Source organism: Aeromicrobium sp. Leaf245, assembly GCF_942548115.1.
In the GTDB taxonomy this organism is placed as follows: domain Bacteria; phylum Actinomycetota; class Actinomycetes; order Propionibacteriales; family Nocardioidaceae; genus Aeromicrobium.
In genome coordinates this window covers 3,227,170-3,246,410 of sequence record NZ_OW824151.1, presented here as the reverse complement: position 1 = coordinate 3,246,410, position 19,241 = coordinate 3,227,170, and the positions used below count along the sequence as shown (strand labels likewise).

At 72.1% G+C, this 19,241-nt stretch carries 16 protein-coding genes; 5 read left to right on the top strand and 11 right to left on the bottom strand.

Annotated elements, in window-relative coordinates:
• Positions 1-109: 109 nt before the first annotated feature.
• A complete protein-coding gene (locus NBW76_RS15820) occupies positions 110-1,708 on the bottom strand; it encodes a catalase (RefSeq protein ID WP_055969350.1) in 1,599 nt (532 codons plus the stop codon).
• Between the two features lie 66 nt (positions 1,709-1,774).
• Positions 1,775-3,421 (bottom strand): LuxR family transcriptional regulator, encoded by a 1,647-nt coding sequence (locus NBW76_RS15815; RefSeq protein ID WP_162239197.1) that lies wholly within the window; start codon positions 3,419-3,421, stop codon positions 1,775-1,777.
• A gap of 123 nt (positions 3,422-3,544) precedes the next feature.
• Here NBW76_RS15815 and NBW76_RS15810 point away from each other — a divergent pair, with 123 nt between their 5' ends.
• From NBW76_RS15810 to NBW76_RS15800, 3 genes are all read left to right on the top strand, one after another.
• Complete coding sequence (locus NBW76_RS15810; RefSeq protein WP_056552625.1) at positions 3,545-4,102, top strand: hypothetical protein; 558 nt, start codon at positions 3,545-3,547, stop codon at positions 4,100-4,102.
• Positions 4,103-4,216: 114 nt separating this feature from the next.
• Positions 4,217-6,433 carry an NADP-dependent isocitrate dehydrogenase gene (locus tag NBW76_RS15805; RefSeq protein ID WP_055969343.1) on the top strand — a complete coding sequence of 739 codons (2,217 nt, stop codon included), beginning with the start codon at positions 4,217-4,219 and terminating at the stop codon, positions 6,431-6,433.
• 302 nt (positions 6,434-6,735) lie between these two features.
• On the top strand, positions 6,736-7,977 hold the full coding sequence (locus tag NBW76_RS15800; RefSeq protein WP_055969340.1) for an MFS transporter: 1,242 nt from the start codon (positions 6,736-6,738) through the stop codon (positions 7,975-7,977).
• Here NBW76_RS15800 and NBW76_RS15795 read toward each other — a convergent pair.
• Positions 7,974-8,531, bottom strand: a complete 558-nt coding sequence (locus NBW76_RS15795) for a TetR/AcrR family transcriptional regulator (RefSeq protein ID WP_056552622.1) — start codon at positions 8,529-8,531, stop codon at positions 7,974-7,976. The genes NBW76_RS15800 and NBW76_RS15795 overlap by 4 nt on opposite strands.
• Before the next feature lie 77 nt (positions 8,532-8,608).
• On the opposite strand from NBW76_RS15795, the gene NBW76_RS15790 reads away from it, so the two are divergent.
• Positions 8,609-9,736, top strand: a complete 1,128-nt coding sequence (locus NBW76_RS15790; RefSeq protein WP_055969333.1) for an MFS transporter — start codon at positions 8,609-8,611, stop codon at positions 9,734-9,736.
• Here the strand turns inward: NBW76_RS15790 and NBW76_RS15785 are convergent.
• From NBW76_RS15785 to NBW76_RS15770, 4 genes are read right to left on the bottom strand one after another with little or no spacing between them, the layout of a single operon-like run.
• A complete protein-coding gene (locus NBW76_RS15785) occupies positions 9,733-10,689 on the bottom strand; it encodes a sulfate/molybdate ABC transporter ATP-binding protein (RefSeq protein ID WP_055969330.1) in 957 nt (318 codons plus the stop codon). The two genes, NBW76_RS15790 and NBW76_RS15785, sit on opposite strands and share 4 nt — an antisense overlap.
• Before the next feature lie 36 nt (positions 10,690-10,725).
• Positions 10,726-11,556: a sulfate ABC transporter permease gene (locus NBW76_RS15780; RefSeq protein WP_055969327.1), complete on the bottom strand. Its 831-nt coding sequence runs from the start codon at positions 11,554-11,556 to the stop codon at positions 10,726-10,728.
• Positions 11,549-12,397 (bottom strand): sulfate ABC transporter permease subunit CysT, encoded by an 849-nt coding sequence (gene cysT, locus NBW76_RS15775; protein ID WP_055969324.1) that lies wholly within the window; start codon positions 12,395-12,397, stop codon positions 11,549-11,551. The genes NBW76_RS15780 and cysT overlap by 8 nt, the downstream gene beginning before the upstream one ends.
• Before the next feature lie 3 nt (positions 12,398-12,400).
• A complete protein-coding gene (locus tag NBW76_RS15770; protein WP_056552619.1) occupies positions 12,401-13,483 on the bottom strand; it encodes a sulfate ABC transporter substrate-binding protein in 1,083 nt (360 codons plus the stop codon).
• A gap of 352 nt (positions 13,484-13,835) precedes the next feature.
• Between NBW76_RS15770 and NBW76_RS15765 the strand changes: the two genes are divergently transcribed.
• Positions 13,836-14,723: a hypothetical protein gene (locus tag NBW76_RS15765; RefSeq protein WP_056552615.1), complete on the top strand. Its 888-nt coding sequence runs from the start codon at positions 13,836-13,838 to the stop codon at positions 14,721-14,723.
• 16 nt (positions 14,724-14,739) lie between these two features.
• On the opposite strand, the gene purU is transcribed toward NBW76_RS15765, so the two are convergent.
• From purU to NBW76_RS15745, 4 genes are read right to left on the bottom strand one after another with little or no spacing between them, the layout of a single operon-like run.
• On the bottom strand, positions 14,740-15,606 hold the full coding sequence (gene purU, locus NBW76_RS15760; protein WP_156364673.1) for a formyltetrahydrofolate deformylase: 867 nt from the start codon (positions 15,604-15,606) through the stop codon (positions 14,740-14,742).
• A gap of 10 nt (positions 15,607-15,616) precedes the next feature.
• Positions 15,617-17,152 (bottom strand): DHA2 family efflux MFS transporter permease subunit, encoded by a 1,536-nt coding sequence (locus tag NBW76_RS15755; RefSeq protein ID WP_056552611.1) that lies wholly within the window; start codon positions 17,150-17,152, stop codon positions 15,617-15,619.
• 54 nt (positions 17,153-17,206) lie between these two features.
• The gene (locus NBW76_RS15750; protein WP_056552608.1) at positions 17,207-18,349 is read right to left on the bottom strand and encodes a GNAT family N-acetyltransferase; all 1,143 of its coding nucleotides are present in this window, start codon (positions 18,347-18,349) and stop codon (positions 17,207-17,209) included.
• A gap of 13 nt (positions 18,350-18,362) precedes the next feature.
• Positions 18,363-19,208, bottom strand: coding sequence for a prephenate dehydratase (locus NBW76_RS15745; RefSeq protein ID WP_055969308.1), 846 nt, complete (start codon positions 19,206-19,208; stop codon positions 18,363-18,365).
• Positions 19,209-19,241 lie beyond the last annotated feature (33 nt).

Here is a 19,241-nt window from a genome sequence, read left to right as displayed (position 1 = left end):
CGGATGAGCTGAGGTGCGGATGAGCCGAGGGGCGCCCGGACCAGGGCACTGTGACGAACGTAACGCAGGCCCCCCTGCGCGTGCAGGGGGGCCGTCACGTCACGGAGGGTCAGCCGGCGTGGGTGCGGGTCTCGACGAGGGCGTTGGCGGTCAGGTCCTTGGCCTGGTCGTCCTCACCGCCGGGGTTGTCGCCCCCGAGGCCGGCCCGCGTGAGCTCCTCGATCTGCTTGCCGGTGTCGGCATCGACGTTCTTCCAGTAGTCGAAGGCCCGCTCCAGGACGTCGCCCTTCACCCCGCCGAGCAGGTGGCCGGCCACGGTCTCGACGAACCGCTCGCGCTGGGCGTCGTCCCAGACGTCGCGCACGAGGGCGCCGGCCTGGCTGAAGTCGTCGTCGTCCGGGCGGAGGGTGTAGGCCTGGCGCACCATCGCTCCGTCGGCCTCCCAGCCGTCGTCGACGGGTCCGGTCTCGTCGCTGTAGCCGCGCCCCTCGCTGTTGGGCGCGTACTTCGCCTCGTCGCCGCTGTGGTCGTAGGCCATGGGACCGTCGAACGTGTAGGTGTTGTGGTGCGCCACGTTCTTCGGCCGGTTCACCGGCAGCTGGTGGTAGTTCGGCCCGATGCGGTAGCGCTGGGTGTCGGAGTAGGAGAACACTCGGCCCAGCAGCATCTTGTCGGGGCTGAATCCGATGCCCGGCACGATCGCCGACGGCTCGAAGGCCGCCTGCTCGATCTCGGCGAAGAAGTTCTCCGGGTTCCGGTTCAGGGTCATGGTCCCGACCTCGACCAGCGGGTAGTCCTCGTGCGGCCACACCTTGGTGAGGTCGAACGGGTTGAGCCGGTAGGTCTTCGCGTCCTCGTACGGCATGAGCTGCACCGACAGGCGCCACGACGGGAACTCTCCGGCGTCGATGGACTCGAACAGGTCGCGACGGTGGAAGTCGGCGTCGTGGCCGGCGATCGTGTCGGCGTCCTCGCCGGTGAGTCCCTGCACGCCCTGCTGGCTGTGGAAGTGGTACTTGACCCAGTGCTTGTCACCGGCCTCGTTGATCCACAGGAAGGTGTGCGAGCCGTAGCCGTTCATGTGCCGCCAGGAGCGCGGGATGCCGCGATCACCCATCAGGTAGGTCACCTGGTGCGCGGACTCGGGGTTGAGCGACCAGAAGTCCCACTGCATGTGGTTGTCGCGCAGCCCGCTGGCGCCGCGTCGCTTCTGGCTGCGGATGAAGTGCTGGAACTTCATCGTGTCGCGGACGAAGAAGACCGGGGTGTTGTTGCCGACGAGGTTGTAGTTGCCCTCGGTCGTGTAGAACTTCAGCGCGAAGCCGCGCGGGTCGCGCCAGGTGTCGGGGGAGCCCTGCTCGCCCGCGACGGTGGAGAACCGCGCCAGCATCTCGGTCTCGACGCCGGGCTGGAAGAGCGCGGCCTTGGTGTACGCGCTCACGTCCTCGGTCGTCGTGAAGGTGCCGAAGGCGCCGGAGCCCTTGGCGTGCACGTTGCGCTCGGGCACGCGCTCACGGTTGAAGTGGGCCATCTGCTCCAGCAGGTGCCGGTCGTGGAGCAGGATCGGGCCGTCGGCGCCGAGGGTCAGGCTGTTGCGGTCCGAGCCGGCGGGTGCGCCGGTCTCGGTGGTCGAGCCCTTCTGGGCCTCGGGGGTGGGTGCGGTCGCGACGGCCGTGCCGTCGTCGGGCTGGGGGACGTGGTGCGTCATGGTCCGCTCCTTCGAAGTCTGTGTCCCTCCACCGTCACCCGGGAACCCGGAAGTCGCGAGTCGAGGTCACGCGCCGGCGGGCGAGGGCTCCGTCGCCGCGGGCGGGGCCGGTACTGCCGCCTCGGCCCTCAACCACTGCCGGGCAAGCTCGAATCGGCTGGCGGCGTCCCACCGGACCAGGGCGTCGCTGACGTGCTTCTCGACCGCCTTGACGCTGATCTCCAGCGCGGCGGCGACCTCGACGTTGCTGCGCCCCTGCGCGAGCAGCCCGACCACGTCGCGCTGACGGGGCGTGAGGTCGTCGGGGTCGCGACCGGGGTCGTCACCGCGTGGGCCGACCGCGGACAACAGACCGACGCGGGTGCCGACGCCGAAGGCGCAGAGGATGCGGGAGACGTGGGAACGCACGGTGCCGGGGGAGAGGAACAGCGACTGCGCGATGGCGTGCTGGTCCAGGCCACGCAGCACGAGGTCGGCCACGTCGCGCTCACGGGGCGAGAGCACGGACCAGCCGCCGGCGCTGACCGGGGGCAGGCGCCGACCTGCCGTGCTCAGGACCTGGGACGCCGAGCGACGCACCGCGGCGTGGCCGCCGGGGTCGGCGACGGAGACGGCCTCACGCAGCGTGCGGGTGGCCTCCTTGACCTGCCGGGCGAGCAGGTGGGACCGGGCCAGCACCACGCGACCCTCGGCTGCCTCGACGGCCCGACCTGCTGCCTCGGCTGACTCGACGGCCTGCTCGGCGAGCAGGACCGCCGCACCGGCGTCTCCGAGCAGCGCAGCCTCGCGAGCGCGGATCCTGAGCACCGTGGACGCCGCCGCCGGATGTGCTGCGAGCGGGGCGGCGAGGCTGGCCCAGGCGCGGACGGCCTCCTGGTCGCCGTCGAGCTCGCCGACGGCCACGAGCAGCTCGAGCCCGAGGGCCTGGTCCACCACGGTGAGCGCCGAGAGGCTGGCGTCGCCGCCTGCACGGAGCACCAGGGTGGCTGCGCTGCGCACGTCGCCGGTGGCGACCGCCCCGAACGCGGCCAGCAGGAGCGACCCCCGACCGACGTGGTCGTCGCGGACCGGGCTGGCGGCGACGTCGGCCACGAGGGCGTGGGTGGCGTCGGCGCCGGCGGGCTCGGCGTTCCCCAGCACGAGCGCGCGCAGTCCGGCTGCGAGACGTGCGAGGTCGTGGGTCGTGGCGACGGACGCGAGCGCATCGACCTCGTGCCGCGCGTGGTCGATCCTGCCGCCGAAGGCGAGCGCACGGACCCGCAGCTGACGCTGGAGGACCTCGACCGCCGTGCCCTCCCACGGTGACGGGACCTGTGAGTCGGGGAGCAGGGCGAGGGCGCGGTCGACCTGCGCGCAGGTGAGGGCGGCCTCCGCGGCGAGGGTCCGGGCGAACCACCAGGCGGGATCGCGCTGGTCGCGACCGCGCAGCACCTGCTCGAGCTCGTCGAACGGGTCGGTCAGCACCGGGTCGCGATTCCGCGCCCGAGCCAGCCCGACGGTCGCGAGGGCGAGGGCCCGACCGAGCGGGTCCTCGGCCGCCGCGAGGGCACGGCCGGCGTGCTGGAGCGTCTCGTCGGTGCCACCGAACCAGAATGCGACGAGCGCGCGCCAGGCGTCGCGGTCCTGGGCCTCGTCCGCCTCGCTGCCGGCCTCGGCCTGGCCGCCGCACAGGAGGGCTGCCACCACTTGGGAGACGTCGTCGACTCGACCCACCGTCAGACGGTACCGCCGTCGGGCCGGTGGATGAGGCCGTTTCCCCATCGCCGTCGACAGCCCGGGGGGCCGAGCCTGGGGCCACGGCTCCCGGCCGCCGCCCACGACCCTGGAGGAACCCCCATGCGCACGTGCCTCGTCGGCCTCGCCACGCTCGCCCTGCTCGGCCTCGCAGTCTGCGGAGGAGGCGAGGCTCCTGCCGGCGACGACCCCGCGGCCGGCACCTCGTCCGGGGCCACCGCCGGGGCGGCGCCCGAGAAAGGCGCCGACGTGCCGGACGACCTGTGCTCGCTCGTCTCGGCCGAGGAGCTCGGCGACGCGCTCGGCGTCACCGTGACGACGGAACCGGGCCCGGTCGACACCTGCGACTTCGGCGAGGAGGACCCGCGCGGTGTCAGCGGCTCCTACGGGGTCGTCCCCGCCGAGGACAACGGCGGGTACGCGGCCTACCGCTCGGGCATGACGTCGGTGATGGAGGATCCCGAGGTCACCGCTGTCGACGGACTCGGGGCGGCGGAGATCGCGTTCGGCAGCCTCGCCGGTGGGTACGGCACGCAGGCGGCCGGTGCCGCCGACCTCGGCAGCGTGGTCGTCACGACGAACGTGCTCGGCGGCGACCAGGACCGGCTCACCGAGCGGGCCGAGGCCGTGCTGCGCCTGGCGGTGGCCGCCGTCGAGTGAGGGACCGGACGGAGCGGTCCTGGGGCCGGGCGGGGGACGGGGCGGCGCGCGCCGACGCCGAAGGGATATCTTGAGGTCGAGAGACTTTCGGCCGACCCCGAGGAGTGGCCCGCGATGGCCAAGATCATCTACACGCACACCGACGAGGCCCCGCTGCTGGCGACCTACTCGTTCCTGCCCGTCATCGAGGCCTACGCCTCGACGGCCGGCGTCGACGTGGAGACGCGCGACATCTCCCTGTCCGGGCGCATCCTGGCGGTCTTCGCGGACCTGCTGCCCGCCGACCAGCAGGTCGACGACGCGCTCGCCGAGCTCGGAGCACTTGCCAAGACGCCCGAGGCGAACATCATCAAGCTGCCCAACATCAGCGCCTCGATCCCGCAGCTCAAGGCCGCGATCAAGGAGCTGCAGGAGCAGGGCTTCGACCTGCCGGCCTACCCCGACAACCCGTCGAGCGACGCCGAGAAGGACGCCAAGGCCCGCTACGACAAGGTCAAGGGCAGTGCGGTCAACCCGGTCCTGCGTGAGGGCAACTCCGACCGCCGCGCCCCCGCGTCGGTCAAGGCCTACGCCCGCAAGAACCCGCACTCGATGGGCGCCTGGAGCAGCGACTCCAAGACCGAGGTGGCCACGATGGGCGCCGACGACTTCCGCTCGAACGAGAAGTCCGTGGTCCTCGGGTCCGACGACACCCTGACGATCCAGCACGTCGCCACCGACGGCACCGTGACCGTGCTCAAGGACTCCCTGCCCGTGCTGGCCGGTGAGGTCGTCGACGCCACCGTCATGCGGGCCGCGGCGCTCGACGCGTTCCTGGCCGAGCAGGTCCAGCGCGCCCAGGACCTCGACGTGCTGTTCTCGGTGCACCTGAAGGCCACGATGATGAAGGTCTCCGACCCGATCATCTTCGGCCACGTGGTGCGGGCCTACTTCGCCGACGTGTTCGCGCGCTACGGCGACGACCTCGCCGCGGCGGGACTCAGTGCCAACGACGGCCTCGGCGGCATCCTCTCCGGGCTGGACGCCGTGTCGAACGGCGCCGAGATCAAGGCGGCCTTCGAGCAGCGCCTGGCCGAGGGGCCGCGCCTGGCCTACGTCGACTCCGACAAGGGCATCACCAACCTGCACGTGCCGAGCGACGTCATCGTCGATGCGTCGATGCCGGCCATGATCCGGACGTCGGGCCACATGTGGGGCGCCGACGGCCAGGAGCACGACACCCTCGCGGTCATCCCCGACTCCAGCTACGCCGGCATCTACCAGGCCGTCGTCGAGGACTGCAAGGCCAACGGCGCGTACGACCCGACCACGATGGGCTCGGTGCCGAACGTCGGCCTCATGGCCCAGGCGGCCGAGGAGTACGGCAGCCACGACAAGACGTTCGAGATCGAGACCGCGGGCACCGTCCAGGTCGTCGACGCCGCGGGCACCGTGCTCATCGAGCACGACGTGGAGCCGCACGACATCTGGCGCGCCTGCCAGACGAAGGACGTGCCGATCCGCAACTGGATCGAGCTCGCCGTCACCCGCGCCCGCGCCACGGGCGCCCCGGCGGTGTTCTGGCTCGACGAGACCCGCGCCCACGACGCCAACCTCATCGCCAAGGTCAACGACTACCTGCCGTCGCTCGACACCGACGGCCTGACGATCGAGATCATGGCGCCGACGGAGGCGACCACCTACTCGGTGGAGCGCATCCGTCGCGGCGAGGACACGATCAGCGTCACCGGCAACGTGCTGCGCGACTACAACACCGACCTGTTCCCGATCCTGGAGCTCGGCACGAGCGCCAAGATGCTGTCGGTCGTGCCGCTCATCAATGGCGGCGGACTGTTCGAGACCGGCGCGGGCGGCTCGGCACCCAAGCACGTGCAGCAGCTCGTCAAGGAGAACTACCTGCGCTGGGACAGCCTCGGTGAGTTCTTCGCGCTGGCGGCCAGCTTCGAGCACCTGGCCACCACGGCCGGCAACGCCCGCGCCCAGATCCTGGCCGACACGCTCGACCGCGCCACGGGGACGTTCCTCGACGAGAACCGCTCGCCCGGCCGCAAGCTCGGCACGATCGACAACCGCGGCAGCCACTTCTACCTCGCGCTCTACTGGGCCGAGGAGCTGGCGAAGCAGACCGAGGACGCCGAGCTGGCGTCCGCCTTCGCCGACGTCGCCGGTGCGCTGCGCAGCAACGAGCAGACGATCGTCGACGAGCTGCTCGCGGTGCAGGGCTCCCCGGCCGACATCGGTGGCTACTTCCGGCCGTCCGACGAGAAGGCCACGGCCGTGATGCGTCCGTCCACCACCTTCACCGAGGTGCTGGGCTCGCTGTCGCTCTGACCGCAGACGCTCCTCGACGCCCCACGGCCACCGGTCGTGGGGCGTCGTGCGTTCGCGCGGTGCAGCCCTCCGCCCTCGCCCCCATCGGTGGATCCGCAACGTCAGAACCGCTCCTGCGGTTGCTGAAGCACCGATCGTGGTCGAGTGAGCGGTTCATCGGTGGATCTGCAACGTCAGGAGGGCCTCTGCGGTTGCTGAGGCACCGATGGGTGGGACGCTCGCCCCTGGCCTCGGCCCGCCGGCGGGCATGATGTCGCGCACACCGGGAACAACACGCCGACGGCAGGTGCTTGGCTCTTCACGTGACCTCCTCCGTCGACCTCGCAGCCGAGACCGCCACCCCGTCGCCCCGTGCCACGCACGTCGGGGCGGCGATCGTCGCGCTCGCGCTCGGCGGGTTCGCGATCGGCACGACGGAGTTCGTGACGATGGGCCTGCTCAAGGAGATCGCCGTCGGCATCGACGAGTCGATCCCGACCACGGGGCACGTGATCACGGCCTACGCCTTCGGCGTGGTCGTCGGGGCTCCGATCATCGTGGCGCTCGGTGCGCGGCTCCCGCGCCGCGAGCTCGCCGTGGGGCTCATCCTGGCGCTCGGCGTGGGCAACGCCGTCACGGCGCTCGCGAGCGGCTACGTGCCCGTGCTCGCGGCCCGGTTCCTCGCGGGGCTCCCGCACGGTGCCTACTTCGGCGTGGCCTCGCTGCTCGCCGCCTCGCTCGTGCCGGCGCACCGACGCGGTCGTGCGGTCAGCCGGGTCATGCTCGGCCTCTCCGTCGCGACGGTCGCGGGCGTCCCCGCGGCCACCTGGCTCGGGCAGGCGTTCGGGTGGCGGGCCGCCTACTGGGCGGTCGTCGTCCTCGCCGTCCTCGCGGCCGCGATGATGCTGCTGTTCGTGCCGCACCAGCCGGGTGACCGCACGGCCAGCATGAGGGGCGAGCTGTCGGCCCTCAAGCGGCCCCAGGTGCTGTTCGCCGTCACGGCCGGCATGGTCGGCTTCGGCGGCCTGTTCGCCATGTACAGCTACGTCGCCCCGATCGTCACCGACGTCACGGGGCTCGCCGACGCGACGATCCCGTGGTTCCTGCTGGCGTTCGGCGTCGGCTCGGTGCTCGGCTCCTGGCTCGCCGGGCCGCTCGCCGACTGGGACGTGCCCCGGCTCGTGATCGGCGGCTTCATCGCGACGGTCGTCGTGCTCGTGCTCTTCCACCAGACCGCCGGCATGGCCGTCTGGGCGGCGCTCGGTGTCTTCGCGATCGGTGCCCTCGGCAGCCTCGTGGCGATCGGTCTGCAGATCCGGCTCATGGACGCCGCGGGCGACGCGCAGATGCTGGGTGCCGCCCTGAACCACTCGGCCCTGAACATCGCCAACGGCCTGGGTGCGTGGCTCGGTGGCGTCGTGATCGCCGCCGGGTACGGCTACCGGGCCCCGAGCCTGGTCGGGGCCGGCCTGGCGATCGCCGGGCTCGTGATCTTCGTGGTGGGTCTGGGCGCCCAGCGCCGCAGCCGTGGTGCAGCGTCCGAGGCGTCGCCCGCCGCGGGCTAGCTCCGGACCAGCGTCGTGGCGGTGGTGCGAGCCACGTCCGTGGTCCACCCGGGTGACCGGAGCCGCATCGCGAGGTCTCCGGTCACGACCAGCAGCAGCTGCTCGCCCAGCTGGTCGCCGCGCCGGGGATCGACGTCGCGCGCCAGCTCGACGAGGCGGCCGCGCAGGTCGTCGGACTCGCGGCGCAGTGCCTCCGCGAGCTCCGGGGGCGGGTCGGCGTGCTCGGCGGCCGAGCCGAGGAAGGCGCACCAGCGCGAGCCGAGGGAGCCGGCCCGGAAGGCGTCGAGCGCGTCGAACACGGCCAGGAGCCTGCCCTCGGGTGTCTCCTGCGCCGCGATCGCGTCGTCCCACGTCTCCAGCCAGGCGCGGTGCCGACGCTCGAGCGCCGCGGCGAGCAGCGCCTCCTTGCTGGCGAAGCCCCGGTAGAGGGTGGCGGCCGAGACGCCGGCGCGCTCGATGACGGCATCGATCGGGGTGGCTGCGACGCCGTGCCGGAAGAACAGCTCGTCGGCGGCGTCGAGCAGCCGGGTCTCCGTGGAGGTGCGCAGGGGCATGGGGTCAGCCTAGACTCGGCGAAGTGAAACGTACGTTTTCGCTATCCCTCCTCCTCGTCCCCTCCGGTCTCGGCCTCGTGGCGGCCACCTACGGTCTGGTCCGCCTGGCGTCGGGGCTGTACCTGCCCGACGTGCAGGCCGACCTCGGCCTCGGGGTCGCCACCGCCGGTCTCGTCTCCAGCGGGGCCTCGGTCGTCTACTGCCTCGGGGCGCTCGCCGGGCTGCTCCTCGCCGCGAGGCACGCTCGAGCGCTCGTCGTCGGGGCTGCGGCCACGGCCGGCGGCGGCGCGTTCGGCATGGCACTGGCGCCCGACGTGCCGACGTTCGCGCTCCTCGCCGTCGTGGCGTCGGCGGGTGCGGGGCTCACCTCGCCGGCCATGGTCGCCCTCCTCCAGCAGGACCCGTCCACGCGCGAGCGTCCTGCCGCCCAGGCCGCGGTGAACTCCGGCACGGGCCCCGGACTCGTCGCGGCCGGGGCGCTGGCCCTGCTGCTCCTGCCGGACTGGCGTGCCGCATGGGCGTGGTCCGGACTGTTCACGGTGCTCGTGGCCGGCCTCGTGCTGGCCTCGTCCAGGAACGGCGTCGGGTCCACAGGGGGCTCGGCGCGCGGTGTGCTGCCGGCGACGTGGTGGGTCGCCCACGCCCGGGTCGTCGCGGCGGCCCTGCTGCTGGGAGCCGGCTCGGCGGCCGTCTGGAGCTACGGGCGGGCCATGCTCGTCGATGCGGGGACGGGTCGGACGGCGTCCGTGGTCGCCTGGATCGCCGTGGGTGTCGGGGGGACGCTCGTGGCGGCCTCGAGCCGGAGGATGGAGCGGATCGGACCGCGGGCGTCGTGGGTCCTCACGGCGGGAGTCGTCGCGCTCGCCACGGCCACGCTCGCACTGCTGCCCGCCGTCACGCCGGTCGCGCTGGCGGCCTGTGCCGCCTTCGGGTGGGGCTTCGTCGCCGCGTCGGGAGCGCTCATCGTCTGGACGATCGAGATCGACGAGGCCCGCGGAGCGTCGGGGACGGCCCTGCTGTTCGTGGTGCTCGTCCTGGGGCAGGCCGTCGGCTCCTCGGTGATCGGGGTGCTCGTCCCGGCCGCCGGGTACCCCGCCGCGTTCCTCGCCGCCGCGGGGGTCAGCGCGGTGGGCGGCCTGGTGGCGGTCCACGTCCGTCGGTCCCGGCGCGGACAGCGGTCCAGGACCGTAGCCTCGGCCCGCTAGGAGGAACCGGGCCGGGGGCGCAGCCACACGCGGTCGCCCTGGTGCAGACCCAGGGCGTTCGCGTCGGACCGGGTGAGGGTGACCAGGATCGGCGCTGGGTGGCGCGCGTCCTCCGGCGTGACCTCGAGGCGCACCTCGAAGCCGATGCGCGTCCACCGGGTGATCGTGCCCACCGCGGTCGCGGCCTGCTCGTACCGCGAGATCTCGATGTCGTGCGGACGCACGAGGTGGTCGCCCAGGGTGGTGACCGGACCGAGGAACGACAGCACGAAGTCACTGGCGGGCTTGTCGTAGAGGTCGTCGGGCGTGCCGATCTGCTCGATGCGACCCTCGTTGATGACGACGATGGAGTCGGCGACCTCGAGCGCCTCCTCCTGGTCGTGGGTCACGAAGACCGTGGTCACGTGCATCTCGTCGTGCAGACGTCGGAGCCAGTCGCGCAGCTCCTTGCGCACCTTGGCGTCGAGCGCGCCGAACGGCTCGTCGAGCAGCAGCACCGACGGCTGGATGGCCAGGGCGCGGGCCAGCGCCATGCGCTGGCGCTGGCCTCCCGACAGCTGGGCCGGGCGTCGGTCGGCGAACTGCTCCAGGTGCACGAGCTGCAGCAGCTCGTCGACCTTCGCCTCGATCTCGTCCTTCGGCCGCTTGCGGATCTCGAGGCCGAACGCCACGTTGCGACGGACGCTGAGGTGCTTGAAGGCCGCGTAGTGCTGGAACACGAAGCCGACGTTGCGCTTCTGCACCGGCAGCGCCGTGGCGTTCACGCCCTCGATCTCGACCGACCCGGTGTCGGCCGACTCCAGGCCGGCGATGATGCGCAGCAGCGTGGTCTTGCCCCCGCCGCTCGGACCGAGCAGCGCGGTCAGCTGTCCCGTGGGGATGGCGAGGTCGACGTCGTCGAGCGCGACGAAGTCGCCGAACCTCTTGCTGACGCCTGCGACGTCGATGCTCATAGGTGCTTCTCCCGGGTCTGGGGACTGTACGGAGGACTAGTGGCGCTCGGCACGCGAGCGCAGGATCTGGACGACGACGATGCACACGACGGACACGCTGGCGAGCAGGAACGCGATCGCGTAGGCGCCCTCGGCGTCGAAGTTGAGGTACTTCTCCTCGACCGCGAGCGTCGCCGTGCGCGTCTCGCCGAGGATGTTGCCGGAGACGACCTTGACGGCCCCGAACTCGCCGAGCGAGCGGGCGAGCGTGAGGACGACGCCGTAGACGACCGCCCAACGGATGCCCGGCAGGGTGATCCGCCAGAACGTCTGCCAGCCGTTCGCCCCGAGGCTGCGGGCGGCCTGCTCCTGCTCCGTGCCGATCTCGCGGAGCACCGGCACGACCTCGCGGATCACGAGCGGCAGCGCGACGAACGCGGTGGCCATGACGATGCCGGGCGTCGAGAAGATGATCTGGATTCCCCAGCTCTCGAGCGACGGTCCGAACCACCCCCCGCGCCCGCCGTAGACGAGCACGAGCGCGAGGCCGACGACGATCGGCGAGACCGAGAGCGGCAGGTCGAGCGCGGCGCTCAGCAGCCGCTTGCCCGGGAACTCCGAGCGCACGAGCAGCAGGGAGATGCCGACGCCGAACACGAGGTTGATCGCGGTGGCGCAGAGCGCCGCGACGGCGGTGAGCTGCAGGGCGGCCACCATGTCGGGGTCCTCGAACAGGCTGCGCAGCGAGTCCAGCCCGTTCTCGAAGGTGTTCGTCACCACGAGCGCGACGGGCCACACCACGAGGAGGCCGAGGTACACGACGGCGACGACGCGCAGCAGGTAGGTGACCGGCCCCTTCGGGTGCCGGGTGAGGCGTGCGTCAGCCACGGTCGCTGATCCTCCTCTGCAGGAGGTCGAGCACGATGATCGTCAGCAGCGAGACGAGCAGCAACAGGGTGGCGATCGACGCGGCCGCGGCCGGGTTGTCGTTCTCGATGGCCCCGAGGATGCGCACCGACGCGACCTCGGAGGTGAAGGGCAGGTTGCCCGACAGCAGCACGAGCGAGCCGTACTCGCCCACGCCGCGGGCGAACGAGAGGGCGGCGCCGGCCGCGATCGCCGGGGCCAGTCCCGGCAGGATCACGCGACGGAAGGTCGTGAACCGGCTCGCCCCGAGGGAGGCGGCGGCCTCCTCGACCTCCGGGTCGAGCTCCTCGAGCACCGGCTGGACCATGCGCACGACGAACGGCAGCGTGACGAAGAGGAACGCCAGGTACACCGACGCACCGCTGTTGGCCACGTTGATGCCCAGGGGGCTCTCGTCGTTGCCGTACAGGGAGAGCAGGACGAGGCCGGCCACGATCGTGGGCAACGCGAACGGGATGTCGATGACGACCTCCAGGGCGGCCTTGCCCCAGAAGCGGTCACGGACGAGCACCCACGCGATCATCGTCCCGACGACGACGTTCACCAGCGTCACGGCGGCGGCGGCCTGCAGCGTGACGGCGATGGCCGCTCGGGTCTGCTCGTTGGAGATGGCGCGCCAGAAGTTCGCCCAGCCACCCTCGGACGCGGTCACGACCACGGCGCACAGCGGGATCAGCACGAGCAGGCTGAACCACAGCATCGCGATGCCGAGGCCGAGGCCCGAGGTGCGGGTGAGGGTGCTCGGCAGGGCCGGCCGGAGTCGTCGCTCCGGCCGGCCCGTCGGGGTGAGGGTGCTGGTCATGGACTACTGGGAGGCCTTGCCGGACTTCGAGATGGCGTCGGTGACGATGCCGACGGGAGCGCCGTCCTTGCCGTCGCCGAACAGCTCGTCCTTCACACCGCCCCAGCCCGGGCCGCCGAAGTTGTCGGTGAGGGTGAGCAGGTTCTTCACGGCGGGGAACGGGTCGGCCGGGTCGGGGGCGCCCTTGATGTCGGACGCCTCGAGGCCGACCGACTCGAGGTCGGCGGTGCCCGGCTCCTCGAGGTTCAGCGGGCGGAAGCCCTTGAGGGCGAACTCGCGCTGACCGGTCTCGCCGAGCACGAAGTCGAGCCAGGACTCGGCAGCGGGGGTGTGCTTCGTCAGGAGCGCGCCAGGGTTCTCGATGAGCAGCGTGGTCTCGGGGATGACGTAGTCGAAGCCCTGGCCCTGCTGCGCGGCGAGGATGGCTTCGTTCTCGTACGCGAGCAGGACGTCGCCGGTGCCCCCGAGGAAGCTCTGGGTCGCGTCACGGCCGCTGTTGGTCAGCGACACCACGTTCTTGAACAGCCGGTCGATGTACTCGGTGGCCTCGGCCTTGCTGCCGCCGTTCTCGGTGACGCTGCCCCAGGCGGCGAGGGCGTTCCAGCGGGCCGCGCCGGAGGAGGCGGGGTTGGCGGTGACGATCTCGACGCCGGGCTTCACGAGGTCGTCCCAGCCCTGGATGTTCTTCGGGTTCCCCTCGCGGACGCCGAGCACCACGATCGAGGTCGACACGATGCCCTTGTTCTCGCCGTCGTCCCAGGTGTCCTCGACGAGGCCCGCGTCGACGAGCCGGTCGACGTCGGTCGCCACGGACAGGTGCACGTAGTCGGCCTTCAGGCCGTCGACGACGGCGCGGCTCTGGTCGCCCGAAGCACCGTAGGACGTCTTGAACCGCACGCCCTCGCCCTCGGGTGTCTCGTTGAACTTCTCCGCGATCGCCTTGTTGGCGGCCTCGGGCACGGCGAAGCCGACGATGCTGATGGTCTCGTCACTCTCACCTCCGCCGGAGCCGCACGCCGCCAGCACCAGGGCGGCAGCGGCGGCGAGCGCGGTGGCGGTGAGTCGTCGGCGGGGGGTGGTCGTCATGGTCGTCCTCGGGTCGGGGCACGTCTGCGTGTGGCGTGCGTCGGGACGACCGTAGGGACATTTCCAGGCCAGGATCGCTGGTCTCAACATCCGGACTTCTCGGCCGAGGAGTGAGACGTCGTGCCAGGGCGAGCGTCGTGCGGGACCCGGGACACGCACACGGACGAGAACCGCGGCCCGTCACCCCCTGGATGCAACGGAACCGCGGCTCTTGGAATCAACCCTAGGACTCCGCGCTTCACACAGCGCTCCCAACGGTGTGAAGATTGCATGTGAATCACGCCTCACCCGCGAGCCCGCGCCATCGGACCGTCCGTCGGACACCCGGCGCTGCGCATGCCACGATCCCTGCATGACCGAGAGCCGGCGGTTCGCCGACGCCTTCTCCGACGCGCTGGACGCGCGCGGGGTCGGCCTGTCGTGGCTCCGGTCGCGCCTGGCAGACCGCGGGCACGCGGTGTCGCTGGCCGCCCTGTCCTACTGGCGCTCCGGTCAGCGGGAGCCCCAACGGAGGATCTCCCTGGAGGCGCTCGTGGCGATCGAGGAGCTGCTCGGCCTCCACCCGGGTGCGTTGTCATCGCACCTGCGTCGTCGTGGGCGGACCGGACCGGCACCGTTCGACGACCTGGTGGGCCTGGCGCGTCAGGTCGGCAGGGACCGTGGCCTCGTCGGCGAGGACGAGGTGGACCGCATCGCGTTCGACCTCGTCGTGGACGTCGACGCCAACCGTCGGATCAGCCAGGTGCGGGTGACGCAGGTCTTCGTGGCGGCCGTCGAGGGCGCTGCTGGCGTCACGATGTTCGTGGCGCCGGGCGTCGGCACGGGCACGACGGAGTTCGAGGGCCTGACGAACTTCGCCACCGACACGGTCATGCGAGCCGTCTCGGGCTGCTCGGTCGACGGCGTGGTCGACATCATCGACGGGATCAGTGCCGCACGCCTGAGGTTCGACCGACCCCTCTCGCTGGGGGAGTCGGTGGTGACCGAGATCGTCCTGTGCCCGGTCACGGACGACTCGGCTCTCGACTCCGAGTGGGGCGCGGTGGCCGAGCAGCGTCTCGAGCAGTGCATGGTGTGGGTCCGCTTCCACCCCGACCAGCTGCCCAGCAGGTGCTGGGTCGGCTTCCAGGAGGCGGGGCTCGGCCACGAGTGGCCCGTGGCCCTCGACGGGGCCACCGGGCTCCTGCACCGGCAGACGGACTTCGGTCCCGGGCTGTGCACCGCTCGCTGGGAGTGGTGACCCGACCTACCGTGCGTCAGGCGAAGACGACGGTGCGCGGACCGTTCATGAGCACCCGCGACTCGGCGTGCAGGCGCACCGCCCGCGAGAGCGTCTGGGCCTCGACGTCGCGCCCCACGCGGGCGAGGTCGGCCGGACTCATCCGGTGGTCCACCCGCTGCACGCCCTGCTCGATGATCGGCCCCTCGTCGAGGTCGGCCGTCACGTAGTGCGCGGTGGCGCCGATGAGCTTGACCCCGCGGTCGTGGGCCTGGTGGTACGGCCGGGCGCCCTTGAAGCTCGGCAGGAAGCTGTGGTGGATGTTGATCGCCCGGCCGGCGAGCGCGCGGCAGAGGTCGTCGCTCAGGATCTGCATGTAGCGCGCGAGCACCACGAGGTCGATGTCGAGCTCGTCGACCAGGTCCAGCACGCGGGCCTCGACGTCGGGCTTGGTCTCGCGGGTGACGGGCAGGTGGTGGAACGGCACGTCGTAGGACGAGGCGAGCCGCTCGAGGTCGCGGTGGTTGGACACCACGGCCGGCACCTCGATGTTCAGGCCGCCCGAGCTCTGCCGGTAGAGCAGGTCGTTGAGGCAGTGCCCCTCCTTGGACACGAGCACCAGGGTGCGGGCGGGGCGCTCGGCCTCGACCAGGCGGAAGTCCATCGCCAGCTCGGCCGCGACGGGGGCGAAGCCCTGCGTGAGCTCGCCGGCGTCGCGACCGGGGCCGAAGTCGACGTGGAGGCGCAGGAAGAACTCCCCGCTCGCGTCCACGTCATCACTGGGGTCGGTGTACTGCTGGGAGTCCAGGATGTTGCCGCCGGTCTCGTGGATCCACCGGGTGACGGCGAAGACGAGTCCGGGGCGGTCCGGGCACGACAGCGTCAGGACGTGGGTGCTGGTCACCTGCCGAAGTCTAGGCAGCGGGCGGAGTCGCCGGCTCCGCGGTCGCCCGAGCGCTCGCAGCCGTCGTCGGTGGGGCCCCCTGGTGCCGCGGCCGCTCGAAGAAGAGCACGACGACGAGCCCGACGACGAACGCGGTGGTGGGCAGCCAGAACGCCTCGGACATGGCGCGCGAGAACGCATCGGCCACCTGCGCCGGCATCGCCGCGCCGCCCGCCGACTGGAAGGCCGCCGCGTCGCCGTCGAGACCGTTGGCCGAGAGCCGCGCACCGATCAGGGCGGCCACGGCCGCGCTGCCGAGCGCGGCGGCCACCTGTCGGGTCGTGTTGTAGACGCCCGCGCCCGCGCCGGCGGACGCCAGGGGGAGGTTCCGGGTCGCGGTGGCGCTGAGCGGAGCCCAGAGGAAGGCGTTGGAGACGCCGAACAGGGCCATCGGCAGCAACAGCTGCCACCCGGGTGTGCTCGGGTCGACGAGCGAGCCGAGCCAGCGCATGGCGACGGCGGCCGTGCCGAACCCCACGAGGGTGAGGATGCGCGGGTGGACGCGGTCGGACAGCTTGCCCACGACGGGCGAGAGCGCGAGCAGCACCACGGCCATGGGCGCCATGAACAGCGCGGCCTCCGTGGGGCTCCAGCCCCGCGCGCCCTGGGCGTAGAACATGAACGGCAGGCTCATCGCGGTGATGGCGAGCGAGACCATGGCGATGCCCAGGTTGCCCACCGAGAAGTTCCGGTCGCGGAACAGGCCCAGCGGCACGAGCGGCTCGGTGCGCACCCGGCTCTGCCAGACCACGAAGAGCCCGAGCACGAGGACCCCGACGCCGATGAGCAGCGGCACGCTGACCGGACCGGCGATCGTGCCCCAGTCGTACCGCTCGCCCTCCTGGATCCCGAACACGAGCAGGAACATGCCGGCCGCGCTCAGGGCCACGCCCAGCCAGTCGAAGCTGTGCGCGTGCGTCTCGAGGGTGGGCACGAGCCGCATCGCGAGCACGAACCCCACGATCCCGACCGGCACGTTGACGAAGAAGATCCACTCCCAGCCGGCCGCGTCGACGAGCACGCCACCCAGGATGGGGCCGACCAGCGTCGCGACGCCCGCTGTCGCTCCCCACAGCGCCATGGCGCTGCCGCGCTTGGCGGCAGGGAAGGTGCGGGTGATGACCGACATGGTCTGCGGCGTGATGAGCGACGCGCCGACGCCCTGCACGACGCGCGCGGCGATGAGCCCGCCGATGGAGTCGGTGAGGCCGCACCAGAGCGAGGCGAGGGTGAAGATCGCGAGTCCGACGAGGTAGACCCGCTTGGGCCCGAACCGGTCGCCGAGCCGTCCCGTGACGAGCAGGGGCACGGCGTAGGCCAGCAGGTAGGCGCTCGTGACCCAGATGCCGCTGTTGTAGTCGGTCTGCAGGTCCTCGATGATCGCCGGCGTCGCGACCGAGACGATCGTGTTGTCGACGAGGATCATGAAGAACCCGATGACCATGGCCCACAGCGCCGGCCAGGGGGAGGTCGCGGCGTCGACGGGGGCACGTGTCGGTTGGGTCACGCAACCAAGTGTGCAGGTCGACGCCGACGAAACCGCCGCCTCGTGGCGAAGGTCTCAGACCTCGTCGCGCAGCAGGTCGTAGGAGACCAGGTCGTCGACCGAGCCGTCGCCGAGCAGCTCGGCCTCGCGCTCGACCCCGATGCGCCGGAAGCCCGCCCGTTTGGCCACCCGGTTGCTGGCCGCGTTGCCGGCCGCTGCCCGCAGGCTGAGGCGGTGCAGGCCGAGCGGCTCGTGGTCGGGCCCGTCAGCGGCGAGCGCGTGGCGCACGGCCGCGCGGACCGCCTCGGTCATGAACCCTCGACCCCGCGCGTCGGGGTGGGCCCAGTAGCCGACCTCGGCCGTCCCGGGGTTGGGGCCGTCGAGGTGCATGAGGGCGAGGTTCGCGACGAGCGCGTCGGTCTCGCGGTCGGCCACGGCCCAGGTGAGCTTGGACCCGATGGCCGCCTGCCAGGTGCAGTCGGCCAGGTAGGCGCGCGCGACGTCGAGCGTGTACGGGCGCGGCAGGGTGTTCAACCAGTGCCCCGCGGTCTCGTCGCCGCACGCCTCGGCCACCCGGGCGGCGTCGGACTCCGCGAAGGGTCGCAGCCGCAAGCGGTCCGTCTCGATCACGGGAGCGTCGAGCCAGCGCCCCCTGGGCACGGGGGCGTCGCCGAAGCGCAGCACCGCCGTCCAGGCGTCGAGGGTGCGACCCCGCTCGTGCAGCAGGGCGGGCGAGGAGCCCACGAGCTGGAAGCCGCAGGCGTGCGCCACCCGCAGGGAGGCCTCGTTGCCGACGTGCGCCCGCCAGTGGACCGACTCCACCGCGCACTCGGTGAACACGTGGTCGACGGCGAGGCGCACGGCCCGGGTCATCAGTCCGCGACCGCGCGCCCACGGGTGCAGGGAGAAGCCGAGGTCGGCGACCGGCCCGCCCCGGACGTCGACGTTGCCGGCGAACCGGGCCCGTCCGGAGTCGTCGGCGGCCTCGACCACCCACATCCGCGCCGTGCCCTGGTCCCACGCCTCGGCGCCGATCTGCAGGGCGAACGCCTCGCTCATCTCGGGCGTGTTGGGCACCGGGACCGCGGTCCACCGCTGCATGTCGGGGTCCTGCGTCATCTCGTGCATCGACGCGACGTCGGCCGGCGTGGCGGCGCGCAGGGTCACCACGCCGTCGGAGAGGACGGGCACGGACAGCGGCCAGCTCAGGGAGTCCATCGGTCGGCTCGGCTCAGGCGGACTCGGCCCGGAACGGGTCGGCCGGGTAGACGCCGAGCACGCGGGTCTCGGTGGTGAAGAACGTGAGCTCCTCGAGGGCGCGCGCCACGTGCGGGTCGTCCGGGTGCCCGTCGACCTCGGCGAGGAACTGGGTGGCGGTGAACTCGCCCCCCACCATGTAGCTCTCGAGCTTGGTCATGTTGACGCCGTTCGTGGCGAAGCCGCCCAGGGCCTTGTAGAGGGCCGCCGGCAGGTTGCGCACGTTGAAGATGAAGGTCGTCACGACTGGTCCCGCGCCGGCGGCCGGGACGGCGGGCTCGCGCGAGAGCTCCACGAAGCGGGTCGTGTTGTGGTCCTCGTCCTCGACGTCGCGCGCCAGGATCTCGAGTCCGTAGATCTGCGCGGCGAGCGGCGGGGCGATCGCCGCCTGGCTGACGTCGCGGGCCTCGGCGATCTCGCGTGCGGCACCGGCGGTGTCGCCGGAGACGAGAGGCGTCCAGCCGTGCTGCTGGATGATCTTGCGGCACTGCCCGAGGGCGTGCACGTGGCTGTGGACCGTGCGCACGGTGTCGAGGGTGGTGCCCGGGACGCCCATGACCATGAACTGGATCCGCAGGAAGTGCTCGCCGACGATGTGCAGGCCCGACGTGGGCAGGAAGTGGTGGATGTCGGCCACCCGGCCTGCGATCGAGTTGTCGATCGGGATCATCGCGAGGTCGGCGTCACCACCGGTGACGGCCGCGAACACGTCCTCGAACGACGCGCAGGCCACGGCCTCGGCGTCGGGGTGGTGCTGCTGGCAGACGATGTGGGAGTTCGCGCCGGGTTCCCCCTGGTACGCGATGCGGCGGACGGTCACCCCGACAGTCTTCCACCCCGTGTGGGCGCGAGG